The sequence below is a fragment of the Marinobacterium zhoushanense genome (genome assembly GCF_014641945.1).
Taxonomy (GTDB): Bacteria; Pseudomonadota; Gammaproteobacteria; order Pseudomonadales; family Balneatricaceae; genus Marinobacterium_D; species Marinobacterium_D zhoushanense.
This window is the reverse complement of sequence record NZ_BMIJ01000001.1, coordinates 1-18,571: the sequence shown is the minus strand read 5'-3', so window position 1 is coordinate 18,571 and position 18,571 is coordinate 1. Positions and strand designations below refer to the sequence as shown.

17 protein-coding genes are annotated in these 18,571 nt (G+C 58.5%); 11 read left to right on the top strand and 6 right to left on the bottom strand.

Annotated elements, in window-relative coordinates; genetic code table 11:
• Window positions 1–132 precede the first annotated feature (132 nt).
• Both IEX40_RS00085 and IEX40_RS00080 read right to left on the bottom strand, forming a co-directional pair.
• Window positions 133–984, bottom strand: coding sequence for an amidohydrolase family protein (locus IEX40_RS00085; protein WP_188745078.1), 852 nt, complete (start codon window positions 982–984; stop codon window positions 133–135).
• A 33-nt stretch (window positions 985–1,017) separates the two neighbouring features.
• Window positions 1,018–2,151 (bottom strand): mandelate racemase/muconate lactonizing enzyme family protein, encoded by a 1,134-nt coding sequence (locus tag IEX40_RS00080; protein WP_188745821.1) that lies wholly within the window; start codon window positions 2,149–2,151, stop codon window positions 1,018–1,020.
• Between the two features lie 468 nt (window positions 2,152–2,619).
• Between IEX40_RS00080 and IEX40_RS00075 the strand changes: the two genes are divergently transcribed.
• The 8 genes from IEX40_RS00075 to IEX40_RS00040 all read left to right on the top strand — a co-directional run bounded on the left by IEX40_RS00075 (window position 2,620) and on the right by IEX40_RS00040 (window position 10,177).
• Window positions 2,620–3,606: a TRAP transporter substrate-binding protein gene (locus IEX40_RS00075; RefSeq protein WP_188745077.1), complete on the top strand. Its 987-nt coding sequence runs from the start codon at window positions 2,620–2,622 to the stop codon at window positions 3,604–3,606.
• A gap of 103 nt (window positions 3,607–3,709) precedes the next feature.
• Complete coding sequence (locus IEX40_RS00070) at window positions 3,710–4,258, top strand: TRAP transporter small permease (protein WP_188745076.1); 549 nt, start codon at window positions 3,710–3,712, stop codon at window positions 4,256–4,258.
• Between the two features lies 1 nt (window position 4,259).
• Entirely contained in the window at window positions 4,260–5,543 is a 1,284-nt protein-coding gene (locus IEX40_RS00065; protein ID WP_188745075.1) for a TRAP transporter large permease, read from the top strand.
• Between the two features lie 62 nt (window positions 5,544–5,605).
• Entirely contained in the window at window positions 5,606–6,400 is a 795-nt protein-coding gene (locus IEX40_RS00060) for an NAD-dependent epimerase/dehydratase family protein (RefSeq protein ID WP_188745074.1), read from the top strand.
• Between the two features lie 123 nt (window positions 6,401–6,523).
• The gene (locus IEX40_RS00055) at window positions 6,524–7,474 is read left to right on the top strand and encodes a 2-hydroxyacid dehydrogenase (RefSeq protein ID WP_188745073.1); all 951 of its coding nucleotides are present in this window, start codon (window positions 6,524–6,526) and stop codon (window positions 7,472–7,474) included.
• Window positions 7,475–7,625: 151 nt separating this feature from the next.
• Entirely contained in the window at window positions 7,626–8,576 is a 951-nt protein-coding gene (locus IEX40_RS00050) for an AEC family transporter (protein WP_188745072.1), read from the top strand.
• A gap of 104 nt (window positions 8,577–8,680) precedes the next feature.
• Window positions 8,681–9,400 (top strand): YebC/PmpR family DNA-binding transcriptional regulator, encoded by a 720-nt coding sequence (locus tag IEX40_RS00045; RefSeq protein ID WP_188745071.1) that lies wholly within the window; start codon window positions 8,681–8,683, stop codon window positions 9,398–9,400.
• A gap of 120 nt (window positions 9,401–9,520) precedes the next feature.
• Window positions 9,521–10,177, top strand: coding sequence for a glutathione S-transferase family protein (locus tag IEX40_RS00040; protein WP_188745070.1), 657 nt, complete (start codon window positions 9,521–9,523; stop codon window positions 10,175–10,177).
• Window positions 10,178–10,252: 75 nt separating this feature from the next.
• On the opposite strand, the gene IEX40_RS00035 is transcribed toward IEX40_RS00040, so the two are convergent.
• From IEX40_RS00035 to IEX40_RS00020, 4 genes are all read right to left on the bottom strand, one after another.
• On the bottom strand, window positions 10,253–11,581 hold the full coding sequence (locus IEX40_RS00035; RefSeq protein ID WP_188745069.1) for a TolC family outer membrane protein: 1,329 nt from the start codon (window positions 11,579–11,581) through the stop codon (window positions 10,253–10,255).
• A 17-nt stretch (window positions 11,582–11,598) separates the two neighbouring features.
• Window positions 11,599–12,048: an OmpA family protein gene (locus IEX40_RS00030; RefSeq protein ID WP_188745068.1), complete on the bottom strand. Its 450-nt coding sequence runs from the start codon at window positions 12,046–12,048 to the stop codon at window positions 11,599–11,601.
• Window positions 12,049–12,152: 104 nt separating this feature from the next.
• Window positions 12,153–12,668, bottom strand: coding sequence for a FecR domain-containing protein (locus tag IEX40_RS00025; RefSeq protein WP_188745067.1), 516 nt, complete (start codon window positions 12,666–12,668; stop codon window positions 12,153–12,155).
• A 149-nt stretch (window positions 12,669–12,817) separates the two neighbouring features.
• Window positions 12,818–13,819, bottom strand: coding sequence for an AraC family transcriptional regulator (locus tag IEX40_RS00020; protein WP_188745066.1), 1,002 nt, complete (start codon window positions 13,817–13,819; stop codon window positions 12,818–12,820).
• 175 nt (window positions 13,820–13,994) lie between these two features.
• Here IEX40_RS00020 and fadB point away from each other — a divergent pair, with 175 nt between their 5' ends.
• The 3 genes from fadB to IEX40_RS00005 form a co-directional block, all read left to right on the top strand.
• Window positions 13,995–16,109 carry a fatty acid oxidation complex subunit alpha FadB gene (fadB, locus tag IEX40_RS00015; RefSeq protein WP_188745065.1) on the top strand — a complete coding sequence of 705 codons (2,115 nt, stop codon included), beginning with the start codon at window positions 13,995–13,997 and terminating at the stop codon, window positions 16,107–16,109.
• Window positions 16,110–16,165: 56 nt separating this feature from the next.
• Window positions 16,166–17,944 (top strand): acyl-CoA dehydrogenase family protein, encoded by a 1,779-nt coding sequence (locus tag IEX40_RS00010; RefSeq protein WP_188745064.1) that lies wholly within the window; start codon window positions 16,166–16,168, stop codon window positions 17,942–17,944.
• A 48-nt stretch (window positions 17,945–17,992) separates the two neighbouring features.
• Window positions 17,993–18,571: electron transfer flavoprotein subunit beta/FixA family protein (locus tag IEX40_RS00005; protein ID WP_188745063.1), on the top strand; the 579-nt coding region annotated here is incomplete at its 3' end.

Below are 18,571 nucleotides of genomic sequence, written 5' to 3'. Positions count from 1 at the left end.
GGTAAACCACAATGAAAAAGCAGCCAAATCGGCTGCTTTATTCGTTCCCAATTCACCCTAAGTGAAGCGCTATTTCACCAATAAAAGACGGCGTTTCACGCTAAATGAGATCTAGGACCAGGAGTTGCTCTCCTACTGAAAGTCATACAGCGCCAGCGGGTTATGAACAAAGATCTGTTCCAGCACCCTCCGGCTCGGCATCCAGCTGCAGACGCGATCGAGCAGTTCGGCATCGTTGGGTGCTCCTTCCACGCTTTGGCTAACATGCGGCCAGTTGCTGCCCCATAAGATGCGTTCGGGCGCGTGGGCGATAAGTGCGCGGGATAGCGCCGCGGTGTCGGCATACTCGGGAGCACCGGTATGGGACGACTCGTAACAGGCGGCGATCTTGACGTAGCAGTTGCCTCTATCCACAAGCTCAAGCAGGGCCTTGAACTCGGCGCTTTCGGTCGTCACCGGACCCAGGTATTTGCCGATATGGTCGATCACGTAGGGGTTGTCGATCTGTTTGAGTAGCGGCGCGCGGTCGAGCATCTCGCGACCGTCGAACTGCACGATACAGTGCCAGCCGAATTCACGAATCTTAGCGTTCACCTCCAGTACCTGGTCAACGCTGACGGCGCCGCCCGGCAACTGCATGATGCGCGCCCCGCGGGCACCCTGGGCGTGCATCGCTTCCAGCTCCGCTGTGCTGGTTTCCGGCGTGACCACCACGACGCCCCTGGCGCTGTCGCCAACCTCGGCCATCGCCTCAAGCATGCAGCGGTTATCGTCGCGATAGGCGTTGGGCTGGACGATCACCACCCGCTCCAGGCCGATCCAGCGTTGCAGCTGCCGGTACTCGGCCAGTCCCGGGCAGTCCTGGGGGATCAGCGAACCGGGGGAGAGCTGGGGGTAGGCCGGTGAATAGAGATGCATATGGGTGTCGACACTGCCGGCAGGGAGTCGGGTCTGCGGGGCTGTTCCATCGAGTGTACGTGGCATCAGGGGCTCCTGTTGTCGGGTGCTAATAGGTTGTCAGGACTTGGGGTAGAAGGGCGCCAGGGCGTCCTTGTTGATTTCGATACCCAGGCCCGGTCCGCTGGGTATGCGTACCATTCCGTCCACCATCTGTATCGGGTGCTTGAGTAACGCGGCACGCATCGGGTTGTCGCTTTGATCGAACTCCAGCCAGGCGCTTTCCGCTTCAAAGGCTGGGGGCGAGGGCGGGATGATGGCGTGGAAGTGCAGACCGGCGGCGAGGGCGATGTCGGTGCCCCATATATGTGGTACGCAGCGCACGCCGTGGATGTCGCAGAGCGTCAGCAGCCGTCGCGCTTCGCTGAGGCCGCCGACACCGCCGACGTCGGGCTGCAGGATATCGACCGCCTCCTGGCGCAGGGCTTCGGCGATGCCCCAGCGGGTATGCCAGGTCTCGCCCCCGGCGATCGGGATGCTGTTCAGCTCGCGCAGCCGTCGATAGCTGCTCAGCGCTTCCGGTACTACCGGCTCCTCGAACCAGTCGATGTCGTAGGGCGCCGCCAGGCGGATGATCTGGGCGGCGGCGACCGCATCGTAGCCGTGGTTGGCGTCGATCATCAGTCGGATATCCGGGCCGATCACCTCTCGCACGGCGGCAATCGACTCGATATCGAGCGCAATGCCGAAGCCTATCTTGATCTTGACCGCACGGAAGCCAGCATCGACGAAGCCCTGAACCTCATGGCGCAAGCTGCTGATGCGGTCGAGCCCCACCTGGCGGAAGCCGCCGGTGGCATAGGCGGGTACCCGGTCGCGAAATGCGCCTCCCATCAGCTGGTGGATAGGGGCGTTGTAATACTTCCCGCACAGGTCCCAGAGCGCGATGTCGATACCGCTGATTGCGTTGACCGTCGCACCGCGCTGGCCCTGATCGCGGAACTGGTTATAGAGCTCCAGCCAGATCGGTTCGATATCCAGTGCCGAGCGGCCGATCAGCAGGGGTGTCATCGCTTTCACAATCGCGGCGTTGATCTCTACGTGACCCAAACACTCTCCCCAGCCGGTCAGGCCGCCATCACATTCGATCTCGACCAGCAGGTGGCGGCGTACGCTGAAGCGGGTGGCGGAGGACTCGAAGGGGCGATCAAGCGGTTGCTCCAACAGATGGGTGGTGATCGCCTTGATGCACATCTGGCTCTTCCCCTGGGGCGTAGGCAGTTGTTGGGCATCGTTTGCAAGGGGGGGCGTCATCTGCGTCATGGGTACTTCTCTTTTGTTATATCGCCGGGTTTGCCGCTAATCAGCATGAGACATCATACGACATTGGGTAGAATGGTCAATGGTTGTACGACGACTAAAGGTGGGGTGTACGCTGTTGTTGAGGGTCGTGGTGATTTGAAGATAGATCTGTCCAAGGTTGCTTGTTGTGATATAAGTGCTTGAAAAATGGTTGTTAAGTGTGTTTTTCGTGCTTTTTGTAGTTGGTCGTATCCATATGGTTATGCCGAAAATTTATTAATATGACATAGTATGACTATTGTATGATGTATGCCGACATGCTAAAACTTAAGCCGTCGTCGACGCCGGTGCAGGAACTTCTCGTGTAAGATCCTCTGAGGTTGTCGTAACAATAAAAAAGCGATTTCGGGAGCGATAACAATGATTAAACGCTTTGCTGGCAAGACGTTGGGGGCTGCTGCCCTGGTGGCCGGGCTGGCCTTGACTAGTGGTGCTCAGGCTGCGTGGAAGGGGTGGAACATCCATACCCCTGACTACCCGGTATCGGAAGCGATGGAGTACTTCATCTCCGAGGTGGACAAGCGTACCGACGGTCGCGTGTCGGGTAAGGTCTACCACAGTGCCGTACTTGGTAGTCAGGAAGATGCGATCTCCCAGATGCAGCTGGGCGGCATCGACTTCGCCGAGTTCAACCTGGGACCGCTGGGGCCGTCTGTGCCCGAAGTCAATGTGGTGTCGCTGCCGTTCATCTTTAAGGATGTCGAGCACATGCACCGCGTGATGGATGGCCCGGTTGGTCAGCAGCTCGGTGATGCGATCGCGAAGGCGGGCATTGTGGCGCTGGCTTGGTATGACTCGGGTTCGCGCTCCTTCTATACCACCAAGAAGCCGATCAGTACGCCCGCCGATGTGAAGGGGATGAAGTTCCGTGTCATGAACAACGAACTGTACGTCGGCATGGTGGAGGCGCTGGGTGGTAACGCGACGCCTCTTGCCTACTCTGAGGTGTATCAGTCGCTGAAGACCGGGGTCGTGGACGGTGCCGAGAACAACTGGCCATCTTACGAGTCCAGCAACCACTACGAGGTAGCCCAGTACTACTCCGATACTCAGCACCTGATTCTGCCGGAAGTGTTGTGTGTCAGCCAGCAGGCCTGGGACAAACTGTCGGATGCAGACAAGAAGGTTGTGCGCGAGGTCGCTCAGGAGAGTGCGAAAATGCAGCGCGAACTCTGGGCCAAGCGCGAACTGAAAAGTCGCGATGTCGTAGAGAAGGCGGGCATCAAGTACAACGCCATCGCTGACAAGGCGGCGTTCCAGAATGCGATGGACCCCGTTTACGAGCAGGCGGTCAAGAAGAACCCTGCGCTCAAGGAGCTGATCGAGCAGATTCGCGGTATCGAATGATCCACACCGGCGAGCTGGAGCGCACCCTCGCGCCTTTGGCTCGCCGAAACCTGCATGCCGGTCGTTATCGACCGGCCCAGCTGAAAAAAGCGCGAGATTTCGAATGAAAATTAAGTCCGACAACCCGAGTAGTTTCGGTCGTATGCTCGATCTGTTGGCTCGACTGGCGATCATACTTGCCGGTGTCTGCCTTGTAGTGCTGGTGTTCTCTTTCGGATGGCTGGTATTCGGGCGCTATGTGCTCAACCAGACACCAACCTGGGTGGAGCAGATGTCGCTGCTGCTGGTCACCACAATCACCTTCCTGGCCGCGGCAGTAGGCGTTCACGAGCGTACGCATCTGAGCGTGGACCTGCTGTCTCACTTTCTATCCGAGCGCGGGCGCTTGATTCTGGCGCTGCTGGTGGACCTGCTGTTGGGCGTGTTCGGCGCGGCGCTGGTCTGGTACGGCTGGGATCTGGTTCAGTTCGCCTGGCGCAAGCAGATACCGCTGCTCGATATCCCGGATGGCGTGCGTTATATCCCGATGGTGGTGTCGGGCGGGTTGATCGTGCTGTTTGAACTCGGTCGATTGAAACAGGGCGTGTTGTCGCTGTTCTGCCCCTCATTCGGTTCACGTGCAGGCAAAGGCCGTATGGCGGAGGAGTGCTGATATGGGACTGCTGATTCTGTTGGGGCTGTTCGCCCTGTTCACGGTCGCGGGTGTACCGGTCGCCTTCGGCCTGGGTATCGCTGCGCTGGCCTCCTTTATCTATGAAGGGCTGCCGCTGATGATCGGCTTCCAGCGCTTTGTATCGGGCATGTCGGTGTTTTCGCTGCTGGCGATCCCGTTCTTTATTTTCGCCGGTGAACTGATGCTGCATGGCGGCATCGCGGCGCGGCTGGTGCGCCTGGCATCCAGCGCCGTCGGCTGGATGCGCGGCGGGTTGGGCCAGGTCAATGTGTTCTCCAGTATGCTGTTCGGCGGTATCTCCGGTTCCGCCGTGGCGGACGTGTCGGCGCTGGGCTCGCTGCTGATCCCGGTAATGAAAGAGAAGGGCTACAAGGATGATTACGCGGTCAACGTGACGGTGACCTCGTCGATCGCCGGTATCATGATCCCGCCGAGCCACAACATGATTCTGTACGTGGTGGCGGCCGGTGGCGGCATGTCGGTGGCGAACCTGTTTATCGCCGGCATTGTTCCGGGTGTGCTGATGTGCCTCGCGCTGGCGTTCGTGGCGCGCTGGATCGCCATTCGTGAGAACTTCCCGACCGAAGAGTTTGCCGGTTGGAAGGTGGTCCTGATCTCGTTCATCGCGTCGCTGCCGGGGCTGATGACCGCGATCATCATCGTCGGCGGTGCGCTCTCCGGTGTGTTTACCGTGACCGAGTCCGGCGCCATCGGCGCGCTCTACGCCATCGGCATCACCGCCATCGCCTATCGCACCCTGAGCTGGGACGCGTTCTGGACCGCGGTAACCCGCTCGGTTAAGACCACTGGCCTGGTGATGATTCTGGTCGGCTGTGCCTCCGCCTTCGGCTATATGCTGGCGATGTATCAGGTGCCGGAGCTGCTGTCATCGACGCTGACGTCGATCTCGGATAATCCGATCGTGATCCTGCTGATGATGAACCTGATGCTGCTGATGCTGGGCATGATTATGGATATGGCGGCGCTGATCCTGATCTGCACGCCGATCTTCCTGCCGGTGGCGGTGGCTCTGGGCATGGATCCGATCCACTTCGGCGTGATGCTGATGATGAACCTGGGACTCGGTCTGTGTACGCCGCCGGTGGGGGCCTGCCTGTTCGTCGGCTGTGCTGTCGGCGGGGTGCCGATCGCGCGGGCGGTCAAGACCATCTGGCCGTACTACATCGCCCTGTTCATCGTGCTGATGCTGATCACCTACGTGCCGTGGATCTCGATGATTCTGCCGAAGTTAATCGGTATCTGAGCCTGAATTGAACTGACTATTGATTTAGCCCAACTATTGATTTGGTCTAAGTGGGGAGTGTTATGAAACGTGTACTACTGACCGGCGCCGGCGGCAATCTGGGGCGGGCGCTGCGCAAGACTCTGGCGGGTTGGGCCGACGAGATCCGGCTGTCCGATATTGCACCGATCGATGATCTAAACGAGGGTGAAACCTTCGTGCAGTGTGATCTGGGTGATTACGAGGCGGTGATGTCGTTGGTGGAGGGGTGCGACGGGATTATCCATCTCGGCGGTATCTCGGTGGAGAATACCTTCGACAGCATCCTCAACGGCAATATCAAGGGTGCCTACAACGTCTATGAAGCCTGTCGCCGTCACCTTGCAGGACGCGTACTGTTTGCCAGCTCCAACCATGTGATCGGTTTCCATGAGCGGGAAACCTGCCTCGATGCCGATTCGCCGATGCGACCGGACAGTATGTACGGGGTGTCCAAAGGGTTCGGCGAACTGCTGGCGCGCTACTACTGGGACAAGTTCGGGGTCGAGTCCGCGCTGGTGCGTATCGGCTCCTGCTTCGACAAACCGGCTAACCGTCGCATGTTGTCGACCTGGATGAGCGTCGATGACTTTACCGACCTGATCAAGCGGGTGTTCGCCGCCGACCGTCTGGGCTGCCCGGTGGTCTATGGAGTTTCCGACAACCCGACCAAGTGGTGGGATAACACCAAGGTCAGCTATCTCGGCTGGAACCCCAAAGACAGCTCCGCGGTATTCGAGAACGAACCCCATATCCTGGAGGAGGTGGTAGACCCGAACGACCCGGCGGTGCGCTACCAGGGCGGCGGCTTTGCCGCCGCCGGGCATTTCGAGGATTGAGTCTGATTCTGTCGTTGTCCATGCACCCTCAAAGAGGATTGCCCCGCCCAGGCGGGGCTTTTTTATGCTAAAAAGTATGATGTATTACATTTTGATTTGAGCTGCATGGATTGAGGGGTAAATATGCGAGATATCGACGTATTGGTTGTCTGTCCGAATCGGCCGGAGCAGATGCAGATGCTGGATGAAACCTATCGCCTACACCGGTATGACCTGGCGAGCCCCGAGGAGAAGGAGGTGATGCTCAGAGAGGTGGCGTCGAAGATCAGTGCTGTTGTCACTACTCATGGCGGCGGTTTCGAGTCATCCCTGCTGGACCGTCTGCCCAATCTGGAGATCGTGACTTCGTCCAGCGTGGGCCTCGATACCATCTGTGTTGATGCCTGTCGGGCGCGTGGGATACCGGTGACCAATACGCCGGACGTGCTGACCGATGACGTAGCCGATATGGCGATGATGCTGCTGTTGGCCACACTGCGTCGGCTGCTGCCGGGCGTGGATTGGATCAAGAGCGGCAACTGGGTGGAGAAGGGGATGATGCCGCTGAACACCTCGCTCAAGGGCAAGAAACTGGGTATTGCCGGTCTGGGACGGATCGGCAAGGCGATCGCCCGGCGTGCCGAGGCCTCCGGTATGGTGGTCAGCTATTATGGCCGGCGTCCGCAGCCGGATGTGGCCTATCCCTATTACGACGATCTGCTCTCACTGGCGCAGGATGTGGATGTGCTGGCGCCGGTGGTTCCGGGCGGGTCTGAAACAGAGGGGATGATCAGTCGCGAGGTGCTCAGCGCGATTGGACCCAAGGGCTATTTCCTCAATATCTCCCGCGGCTCGGTGGTGGATGAGGGCGCGCTGGTCGAGCTTCTGCAGGCGGGTGCACTGGCCGGCGCCGGGTTGGATGTGTTTGTCGACGAGCCCCATGTGCCGGCCGCATTGCTGGATATGGACAACGCTGTGCTGCAGCCGCACTGCGCCAGCGGTACGGTGGAGACGCGTGGCGCGATGGCGCAACTTGTGGTGGATAATCTGGCGGCGCATTTCGCCGGTAGACCGTTGCTCACCCCAGTGGGCTGAGCATGCACTCCATCCTTCGATAACCGCTTCTTATGGATGAGATAGCGACCATTAATAGTGTTTCTGCATTTCCATCCTTTGGCTAAACATATGATGTATGATGTGCCCCGCATCCTGGCGGATGCGGGGCAATGCGAAAGAGTGGAGGAGTATGAGCAGCCAGATCGCTATCTTTACCCAGATATTCACCGTTACCGGGCCGGTTTTTGCGATGCTGGTTATCGGCATGGTGCTCAAGCGATCGCGTCTGATCGATGATCACTTTATCTCCGTCGCCTCTGTACTCAGTTACAAGGCGCTGATGCCGACGCTGCTGTTCTTCGGCATTCTGCGTGCCGACCTCAATACCGCACTGCAACCCAAACTGATCGGGTACTTTTACCTGGCCACGGTACTCAGTTTTGGCTGGGCCTGGCTCTGGGCACGACGGACTGTTCCGGCCGAAAATCGAGGACTCTACGTTCAAGGCGCGTTTCGCGGCAACTGTGGCATCGTAGGGCTGGCGCTTGCGGCCAGTCAGTATGGGGATTACGGAATTTCTGTCGGCGGCGTGATGGCCGGGCTGATCATTGTGCTGTTCAATGTGCTGTCGGTGATCGTGCTGGGGGTCTACAGCACCAGTTTCAAAGCCGATGTGCGCTCGGTGATCAAGGACCTGGCGCGCAACCCGTTGATTCTCAGTGTGCTGGCTGGACTGCTGGCGTCTTCCGCAGGGGTGACATTGCCTGAGTGGATCATGGTCTCGGCCGACTACTTTTCGTCGATGACGTTGCCGCTGGCACTGGTCTGTGTGGGTGGAACTCTCTCTCTGTCGGCGTTTATCGACTCGGGACGGATAGCGTTGAGCTCCAGCCTGTTCAAGGTGTTGTGGACGCCGGCGCTGTTTACGTTGGGCGCGGTACTGCTGGGCTTCGAAGGTCGAGATCTGGGTATGCTGTATCTGTTCCTGGCCAGTCCCACTGCGGCGGTCAGCTATGTGATGGCAAGAGCATCGGGCAGTGACGGTAAGCTGGCGGCCAATATCATCGCGATTTCGACGGCGATCTCAGTCATTACGATCATGGCAGGGCTCTATATCCTGCGTAGCTTCGCCTTTATCTGATGCAGGAAGCGATTCTGACGCTTTCTGCGCTGTTCGCCAGCGGCGGTTGCCAGTAAAATCGCCTTTTTCCCGATTTTTCCTATTTATAGGGGAGCATTCGCCGCATGGGCAGAGCGTATCAGAACCGCAAAGAGTCGATGGCCAAAACCTCCGATATGAAGGCCAAGGTCTACAGCCGATATGGTCGTGAGATCTACGTTACCGCTAAATCGGGCGGCACCGACCCGACTGGTAACCTGGCGCTACGCAGCCTGATCGATCGGGCGAAAAAGGAGCAGGTACCAGCCCACGTCATCGACAAGGCGCTCGACAAGGCCAAGGGCGGTGCCGGTGAAGACTACTCTCCGGCGCGCTATGAAGGTTATGGTCCGGGCGGCAGCATGGCGATTATCGAGTGCCTGACCGATAACCCGAACCGGACCTTTGGTGATGTGCGTCAGGCGTTCACCAAGACCAAGTGCAAGATCGGCACCCAGGGCAGCGTGGCCCACATGTTCGATCACTGCGCGATCTTCGTGTTCAGTTACGATGATGAAGAAGCGGTCCTGGAAGCGTTGATGGAAGCGGATGTCGACGTCAGCGATATCGAAAACGAAGATGGCAAACTTACCGTGTTTGCGCCGAACACCGATTACTTCAAGGCCAAGCAGGCGCTGCTGGATCTCTGCGGCGATATCGACTTCGACGTGGATGAGATCCAGTTCGTCCCGCAGAGCTATACCACTGTCAGCGGTGATGATGTGGCACTGTTCGAGAAGTTTCTGTCCATGCTGAATGATCTGGATGACGTACAGCAGGTCTACCATAACGTGGAAAACGCCTGAGCCAAGGTGTGAAAAGCGTTATCGTTGAGCCGGCCGAGTTGCCGGCTCAATCGTTTCTGGCTAACAGAAATGACGTAAAGTATCGCTAGACTGGTAGTAAACGTTGAGTGGAGATTGGCAATGGAACTGGTTATCGGCAATAAAAACTATTCCTCCTGGTCACTACGGGGCTGGTTGGTGCTGAAGTGGTTTGATCTGCCATTTACTGAGGTGGGTCTATTGCTGGATACGGATAGCTTCAAGCAGCAGATTGCCCAGTACTCGGAGGCCGGCAAGGTACCGGTACTGATCGATAACGGATTGCGGGTTTGGGACTCTCTGGCGATAGCTGAATATGTCAATGACGCCTATCTCCAGGGTGCAGGCTGGCCGCGAGATCCAGCTGATCGCGCTCTGGCTCGGGCGATAAGCTGTGAGATGCACTCGGGTTTTTTCAATCTGCGTCAGGAGATGCCGATGAATTGCCGTGCCCGCCGCGAGCTGACGGTATCGGACGCCTGCGCCGGCGAGATTCGGCGTATCGACCGTATCTGGTCTGCGCTGCGTCAGCGCTTTGCCGAACGGGGGCCGTGGTTGTTCGGTGAGCGCTCGATCGCCGATGCGATGTTTGCGCCGGTCGCGTTGCGCTTCCATACCTATGGCAGCGAACTGAGTGAGTTGGCAAACGAGTATATGCAGACCGTACTCAATGATGTTGCCATTCGCGAGTGGATCGGTGCTGCTCAGATGGAGCTTCAGGTGCTGGACGCAGAAGAGAAGGGTGTGCCGGCCGACTGATTGCAGCCTGGTTTGAGGATATAAAAACGGCGATATCGGAGTCCCGATATCGCCGTTTTTATATTTGCAATGTGCTTACTGACCGGCGAGTTCGACTGAGTCAAAGTCCGGGGAGACCTGCATCGCCAATAGCAGCTTGCCGACATCGGCGAGCAGGCGGTAGCGGGCGTACCATTCGTCAAAGGTGCCGTGGATCTCGGCCGAGCGAGCAGTGAAATACTCATTTTCGGTATCGAGCAGGTCGAGCAGCGAGCGCTGGCCGATATCGAACTGGCGAGTATAGGCCGAACGTGTTTCAGCTGCTGACTTGGCGTGCCGCTCAAGTTGCGGCTGGGTGTCATAGATGTTTTTCAGCTTGTTCCATGACGAGAACGCATCGGCCTTGAGTTCGCGCTGAACCTTGAGCACCGACGCGCGCTGTGCCTTGCTCAGGTGCTGGAGCTGCTCGACGCGGGCGCTGTCTGCGCCACCGTTGTAGGCGTTGTAGCGCATCTTCAGCATCGCCAGCATCTCGTCCTCGGTGTAGTTCTTGCCGTCAACGCCATGGTTGGTAGCGGCACTCAACTCCAGGTCCAGCTGCGGATGAAAGGCGGCACGTGCAATGTTCTCCTGCGCCAGAGACGACTCATGTCGTGCAATGGCAGCCAGTAGCGCGGGGTGTGTCGTCAGGGCGATGGTGACGGCATCTTCCGGTGTCGAGGGCAGGTAGGTGCAGCAGTCGTCTTCCGGCATCACCAGGTCTTTGGGCGGGTGGCCGACCACGCGTTCGAAGTTGATCGCCGCTTCCCAGAGGTTGCCCTCAGCTACCACCATGTTGGACTTTGCCAGCGCCAGGCGTGACTGAGCCTGCTGAAGATCCGACTGAGTGCCAAGACCTGAATCGTAACGCTGCTTGATGCGGTCATGGGTCGCCTGATGTGCGTCCAGGCTTTCTTGGGTCAGCGTCAGCAACTGCTGATAGCGCAGCACATCGAGGTAGACCTCGGTGACCTTGAGGGCCATATCTTCGGAGGTGGCCGCCAGGTCCAACACCGATGCCTGAGCGCCGGACTCGGCTGAGTCCACGCTGCTCTTGGTCGCATAGCCATCGTAAAGCATCTGGGTGGCCCGGATGCTGTTTTCACGACGGGTCATGTCGGTATCTTCAGTGCTGGCGTTGTCGGTCCACTCATAACCGTAGCCGACAGTCAGGTCGACCTTGGGGTAGTAACCGCTTTTCGCGATGCCGATCTGCTGTGCATCGGTTTTGCTACGGGTCGCCGAGAAGAGAACCTGAGGGTTGGTTTCCATGGTCTCTTCGATCGCTTCATTGATCGTCTGCGCACTGGCCGTGAATGGCATCAGACTTAGCGTGCCGCTCGCCAGAGCGAAACAAAGGGTTTTACGCATCCATTCCCTGTTCATAAGCTTGCCTCGTTCAACTAGCGAACATTGATTTCGACACGACGGTTACGCAGCTCTTTAACACCGTCGCCGGTATCGATCAGCGGTTCCGACTCGCCCTTGTGGAAGGTGCGTATCGTGTCCGGCTTCACTCCGATCTCGATAAGATCTTCCCGCACCGCTTCGGCACGACGCTTGGACAATGCATCGTTAAGTTTCACCGAGCCGGATGTGTCGGTATGGCCGGTGACCAAAACCTCTGGCGCATCGCGCTCAAGAACCGCCTGATATATCGCTTCCGCATCTCTGCGCGACTGTTCAGTCAGCTCATCAGAATCGAAAATGAAGTATAGCTGCTTATAGATTGGGGCCGCTGGCATCGCCTGGTCGACCTCTTCGAAGGAGTCTGCGACCGGCGCCGGGCAAAACGGTGGCGGCTCCTTGGATAGCATAAGCTCACCGTCTGTGTTGACGGCTAGATCCGACACCGGTTTGTCCGGGCCAAAGGTGTTCACTGCACCGCTGTAAACGCTACAGCCAGAGATGCCGAGAAGAAGCAGGACTGAGCTAAGGGTAGCTGCAGCTCTTATCATTAGTCGTTACCCTCTTTTTTTGAGTTGTCTACCTTGACCGAGAATGTGTTCCCGCGAATGGCTACCGCCGATGCGGCAGGATATGAAACGTTGAGTGCATCGGGGTTGTGCTCAGCGACCCTACCCGCAATCACCGAAACCGTTCCTTCGTCGACCTGTACATCAATCGCCCCTGTGCGTGTGTGGCGGTCGTAGGAATAGTTCGAAAGCGAAAGGCTGGAACCCGGTCCTGCCGCGAGACGGGAGTCGTCATCGAACAGCAAGCCAATTCGGCCTTGGGCGCTGGTGGAGATTCTGTCGTGCTGATGAACTCGCGCGCCAAGGGACGCCGGAAGTGTGTCTGCACCGCGGATGATCGAAACATCTCCGCTAAGCTTCTTGATCGTTGCAATAGGCTCCGCCATTGCAAATGCAGGCGCCAGTATCATTGCCAGTGAAAGGCAGAGTTTCCGCGCAGGGTGCATTGGGTGCTCCTTTACCCGCCGGTCGCCATCATTCCAGTCGGCAGCCGGCATCGTACAGTCTATGTAACTCTAGAGTGCCGCCCATAATAGCTTAGTGGATGCCTGCGGCAAGCCTTATAAAATAACTGGACACTTTTTTTTGCCAACCGGTCACCGAGCTGGTTGGATGTGACTGCTATTGGATACGCTCTTGAGCTGCTTTACCGCTTGTAGCTTTTGGGTGTCACGCCGGTCCACTCCTTGAAGGCACGCGAGAATGAGGGGGCGTCGGAATAGCCCAGTTGATGGGCAATGCTCGCGATCGGAAGGTTTTTTTGTGACAGCAGGTGAATGGCGGTGTCGCGGCGGGCAATATTCTTGATCTCCTGAAAGGAGGTTCTCTCCTCCGTGAGTTTGCGCCTGAGGGTGCGTGTTGTCATCGCCATTGATTCGGCAATCTCCTCGAACTGCCAGTTCTCGAAGCCATCATCGGAGGTCAGGGTGTCGAGTATCTTGCGGGTGTAAGTGGGGTAGAAGTTCTGTCGCTTGAACCAGTCCAGCGGGGCTCGCCTGAGATGGGTTTTGAGGGTTTCGGGGGTCTGCACCACGGGCAGGGTCAACAGCTCTGACGAGAAGGTGAAGTAGGACGACTCCCGGTCGTAATGCGCGGGGCAGGGGAACAGCAGACGGTATTCGGCGGAGTGCGCTGGTTTGGGGAAGTCAAAATAGACCCCGTTCAGAGGTATCCGGTTGCCGACCAGCCAGGCAGGGAACCGGTGCCAGAGCAGCAGCAGAAAGTCGATCAGCATATGGTGTTTGTCATACTCCGGCTGCGATAGCTTCATGCTCATGCGGGCCAGTCGCTCGTCGAAGCTGAAGCTGAGCTCGAAAGCGGTTGTGCACAGGTTGTAGAAGCGACAAAGGTGGCGATAGACCCCGCGCAGGTTTTTACAGTGAACCGCCTGCTTTGCCATCAGCGTAAATACCCCGTGTCGGGATGTAACCCCAGCCATGCCCAAAAACTCATCATCCTCCAGTTGCCAGGCCGCTCTCATTAGATAGGCAAGCTGCTCCGGCGTGATGCGTATGTCGTCCGATTCGAGCAAGTTTTCATTTATCGCTGCAGAGCGCATCAGCGTCTCTACCGAATAGCCCCGTGATATTGCTGCATCCGCCACCGCACGGGCGTAGTGGACAGATACGGTTTGGTTTTCAAAGCTCATCTTAAACTCGGACTTCTGTAGCCTGACAACAGTTCGATTGTAAACCTCGTGACCGAAAATGCTAATTAATTGGGTAACCTTAGTCATTGGATTAGCACGGCTGGGCTGGAACACTTACATGAAAAATACAGGGGCTAAGCAAACCCGCTCGTCCCACCGATTTATGGAGATTTTCATGTACAGCGGTGACTTACTGAGGCTGCAGCGAATTGAAGACAATTCGGGTTTGGTAAGACTCGATATCTGTAAGCAGGGGAGTAGCGTTAACTCTATCGGCTCAGCGTTTCTACAAGAGCTGGAATCGGTGTGTGAATTGCTCGAGTCAGATGCATCGGTGAGCGGGCTGCTGATCGCCAGTACAAAAGCGACCTTCGTGGTCGGTGCCGACATCTTCGAGTTTCCTCCACTGTTCAATAACTCCGCCGCGGCGTTTGCAGCCTGGGCCGCGCAGTCGCACGCACTATTCAATCGTATCGAGAATCTGCCGTTTCCCAGCGTGGCCGCCATCAATGGACTGGCGCTCGGCGGTGGTCTGGAACTCGCGTTGCTGGCCGATGCCCGTGTGATTGCGCAGAGCGCCAAGGTCGGATTGCCGGAGGTTACCTTGGGACTATGCCCGGGTTGGGGCGGTACCGTTCGGGCCAGCCGCCTTGCCGGGGTGATGCCGGCATTGGAGATGATGTTGTCGGGCAAGCCGGTGAGCGCTGCCAAGGCTGCAGAGCTTGGCCTGGCGAATCAGTGTGTGGCTGATGCTGAGCTGGCTGATGCCGCGCTGAATCTGCTCAAACAGATGGCAAGCGCGGAGGTCGATTACCGTCAGCTACGCGCGAGCAAGCAAAACCCAGTGCTCGATGTGCAGATTGATGAGCAGGCGTTTTCCGCCTATCTGAAGGCGGATTACCCGGCGGCAGAGGCAATACTGAAACTCGTCGAAAAGCATGCAGATTTGAGTTTCGAGCAGGCGCTGGCAGCCGAGCGGGAGTGTTTCGTCAGACTTGGCCAGAGTGACTGTGCCAAGAGCCTGGTGGGGTTGTTTATCAATGATCAGCGTGTCAAGCAGGTGGGCAAACAGGCGGCCAAGGCCGCTCGCCCGGTCGATAAGCTGGCTGTGCTCGGTGCCGGGATCATGGGGGGCGGTATCGCCTACCAGGCGGCGGTAACCGGTACGCCGGTGATCCTGAAGGATATTCGTCAGGAAGCGTTGGAGCTGGGCATCGATACCGCGACCAAGGCGCTCGATAGGCAGGTAGCCAAGGGCAAGATGGACGAAAGCACCAAGAAGGATTGCCTGAATCTGATCGAGCCGACCCTCGAGTTCGACGGCTTTGATCGGGTCGGTCTGGTGGTTGAAGCGGTGGTTGAAAACGAAAAGATCAAGCACGCGGTGTTGACCGAAACCGAATCCAAGCTACCGTCCGAGGCCATTCTGACCTCCAATACCTCGACCATCTCGATCACCTCCCTGGCCCAGGGGCTACAACGCCCGGAAAACTTCTGTGGCATGCATTTCTTCAACCCGGTGCCGATGATGCCGCTGGTCGAGGTGATCCGGGGTGAAAAGAGCAGTGAGACGGCGGTTGCCACGGCGGTCGCATGCGCGCTGAAGATGGGCAAGACGCCGATCGTGGTCAACGACTGCCCGGGGTTCCTGGTCAATCGCGTGCTCTTCCCCTATTTCAACGCATTCAACCGCTTGCTGCACGACGGCGTGGATTTCCAGCGCATCGACCGGGTGATGGAAGCCTTCGGCTGGCCCATGGGGCCGGCGTATCTGGCCGATGTGGTTGGTCTCGACACCATGGTTCACGCCGACGAGGTGCTGCAGGCCGGCTATCCCGAGCGCATGGGGCACGACCACAAGCCCATTATCGAAGAGCTGCTTGAGCAGGGGGCACTGGGGCAGAAAAACGGCCGTGGTTTCTACGACTACAGTAACGGTCCGCGAAACAAACAGGCCTGCCAGGCCGCTCTGGATCTGATCGAGGTCCGGGTTCAGGAACAGATCGAAATCAGCGATCAGCAGATCATCGACCGCATGATGATCCCGCTCTGTCTCGAGTCCTTCCTCTGCCTGGATGAGGGGATCGTCGGCAGCGCTGCCGAAGTCGACATGGGGCTGATCATGGGGATTGGCTTCCCTAAATTCCGCGGTGGTGCACTGCGCTACATAGACCATCAGGGACTCACCGAGTTTGCGGCGAAAGTGGATGCGTTGGGCGATCTTGGCCCCTTGTATCAGTTGCCGGAAAGCTTCCGCCTTCGTGTCCAGTCAGGTGAGTCCTTCTTCTAAACTGAATATTGCCCCGCGCGGGAAGCCACGTGGGGCAGAAGATCCAGGAGTAAACGATGTCCGAATATCAGCACCCTTACAAAGATGTCACTTTCGTCCTGCGTGAGCTGGTCGGGTTCGATCAGCTGTGCGAGCAGGCGGGGCTGGATGAAGTCAATGGTGAGCTGGCGGAAGCTATCCTTGAAGAGGCCGGCAAATTCGGTGGCGAGGTATTGGCACCGCTGAACCAGGTAGGCGACCGTGAGGGGGCGACTCTGGGCGAGCAGGGTGTTCAGGAGACCGCCGGTTTTGCCGACGCCTATCAGGCGTTTGTCGAAGGTGGCTGGCCGACGCTGACCTTCCCCGAGGCGTTCGGTGGACAGGCGCTGCCCAACGTACTCGGCACCGCGGTCAACGAAGTCTGGCAGTCCGCCAACCTGGCCTACAGCCTATGTCCGCTGCTGACCCAGGGCGCCACCGAAGCGATCCTGCATCATGCCAGCGATGAGCTGAAGGCGATCTGGCTGCCGAAAATGGTTTCCGGTGAGTGGACCGGCACCATGAACCTGACCGAACCGGGTGCCGGCTCAGATCTGGCGGCGATCACCACCAAGGCAGTGCCCGAGGGAGACCACTACCTGATCACCGGTCAGAAGATCTTCATCACCTGGGGTGATCATCAAATGACGCCGAATGTGGTGCACCTGGTGCTGGCGCGCCTGCCGGATGCGCCGGCGGGCGTGAAAGGTATCTCGCTGTTTATCGTACCCAAGTTCCTGCTCGACGAGCAGGGCGAGCCGAGCGTCCGCAACGATGCGCACTGTGTCTCGCTGGAGCACAAGCTCGGTATCCACGCCAGCCCGACCTGCGTGATGAGTTTTGGTGAAAATGGCGGCGCCGTGGGCTATCTGGTCGGTGAGCCGCACCAAGGGCTGGCCTACATGTTCACGATGATGAACCACGCCCGTCAGGCGGTGGGTCTGCAGGGACTGGGTATATCCGAGCGCTCCTACCAGCAAGCGGTGACCTATGCCCGCGAACGCATTCAGGGCACACGCCGGGATGGCAGCAAGATCGCCATCATCGAGTTCCCGGACGTACGGCGCATGCTGATGCAGATGCGTGCTTCCATCGAAGCGATGCGTGGTCTGGCACTGCTGGCCTCTGCCGAAGCCGACAAGGCCAAGAGCGCGGCCGATGCAGAGCAGGCGCGCCGGAGCTTTGACCGGGTCGAGCTGTTTACGCCGATCGTCAAGGGCTGGCTGACCGAGATGTCCCAGGAGGTCACCTATCTCGGTACCCAGGTACATGGTGGCATGGGCTTCATCGAGGAGACCGGCTCGGCGCAGCACTACCGCGATGCGCGCATTCTGACGATTTATGAGGGCACTACCGGTATCCAGGCGCTGGATCTGGTGGGGCGCAAGATCCTGCGTAACCAGGGGGCTGCGGTCAACGCCCTGCTCGACGAGATCGAGGAGTGCAGCCGTGAACTGGCCGCCACGCCTGAGCTGAGCGTCCTGAACCGTCATCTGGTCAAAGCGCTGGACGAAGCGCGCCAGGCGGTGGGCTGGCTGCTCGACAAGGGTGCCCAGTCGGCGGATGCACCGGGTGCCGTCAGTGTGCCGTTTATGATGCTGATGGGCTACCTGTGCGGGGCCTGGGTGAGCTGCCGTATGGCCCAGCGCGCCACAGCACTGATTGCCGCCGGTGAGGGCGATACCGAGTTCCTGCAGGCGAAAGTCACCACCGCACGTTTCTTCTGCGAACACCTGCTGCCGCGGGTACAGGGGCTGCTCGAGACGGTTGTCGAGGGTAGCGAAAGTGTCATGGCACTGCCGGAGTCACAGTTTTAACCGTGCCTGACTGGAATCACTGAATAGCAAAGCGGGTAGAGAACAACAATGAAAGTACTAGTCAGCGTCAAACGCGTCATCGACTACAACGTCAAGGTACGCGTCAAAGCCGATAACACCGATGTGGACCTGGCCAACGTCAAGATGGCCCTGAACCCCTTCTGCGAGATCGCCGTCGAAGAGGCGATCCGGCTGAAGGAGGCCGGTGTTGCCTCCGAAGTGATCGTCGTTTCCATCGGCCCGAAAGCGGTGCAGGAGCAGCTGCGCACCGCGCTGGCCCTGGGTGCCGATCGCGCCATCCAGATCGATACCGATGCGATGCCGGAACCGCTCAACGTGGCCAAGCTCTTGGCCAAGGTCGTGGAAGCGGAACAGCCGGGGCTGGTGATCCTCGGCAAGCAGTCGATCGATTCCGACAACAACCAGACCGGGCAGATGCTCGCCGCACTGACCGGCCGTCCCCAGGGCACCTTCGCCTCCGCGGTCAAGGTCGAAGGCGATAAGGCGATCGTTACCCGCGAGGTGGACGGCGGTCTGAAAACCCTGTCTCTGGATCTGCCGGCCATCGTCACCACCGACCTGCGCCTGAACGAGCCGCGCTACGCCAAGCTGCCGGACATCATGAAG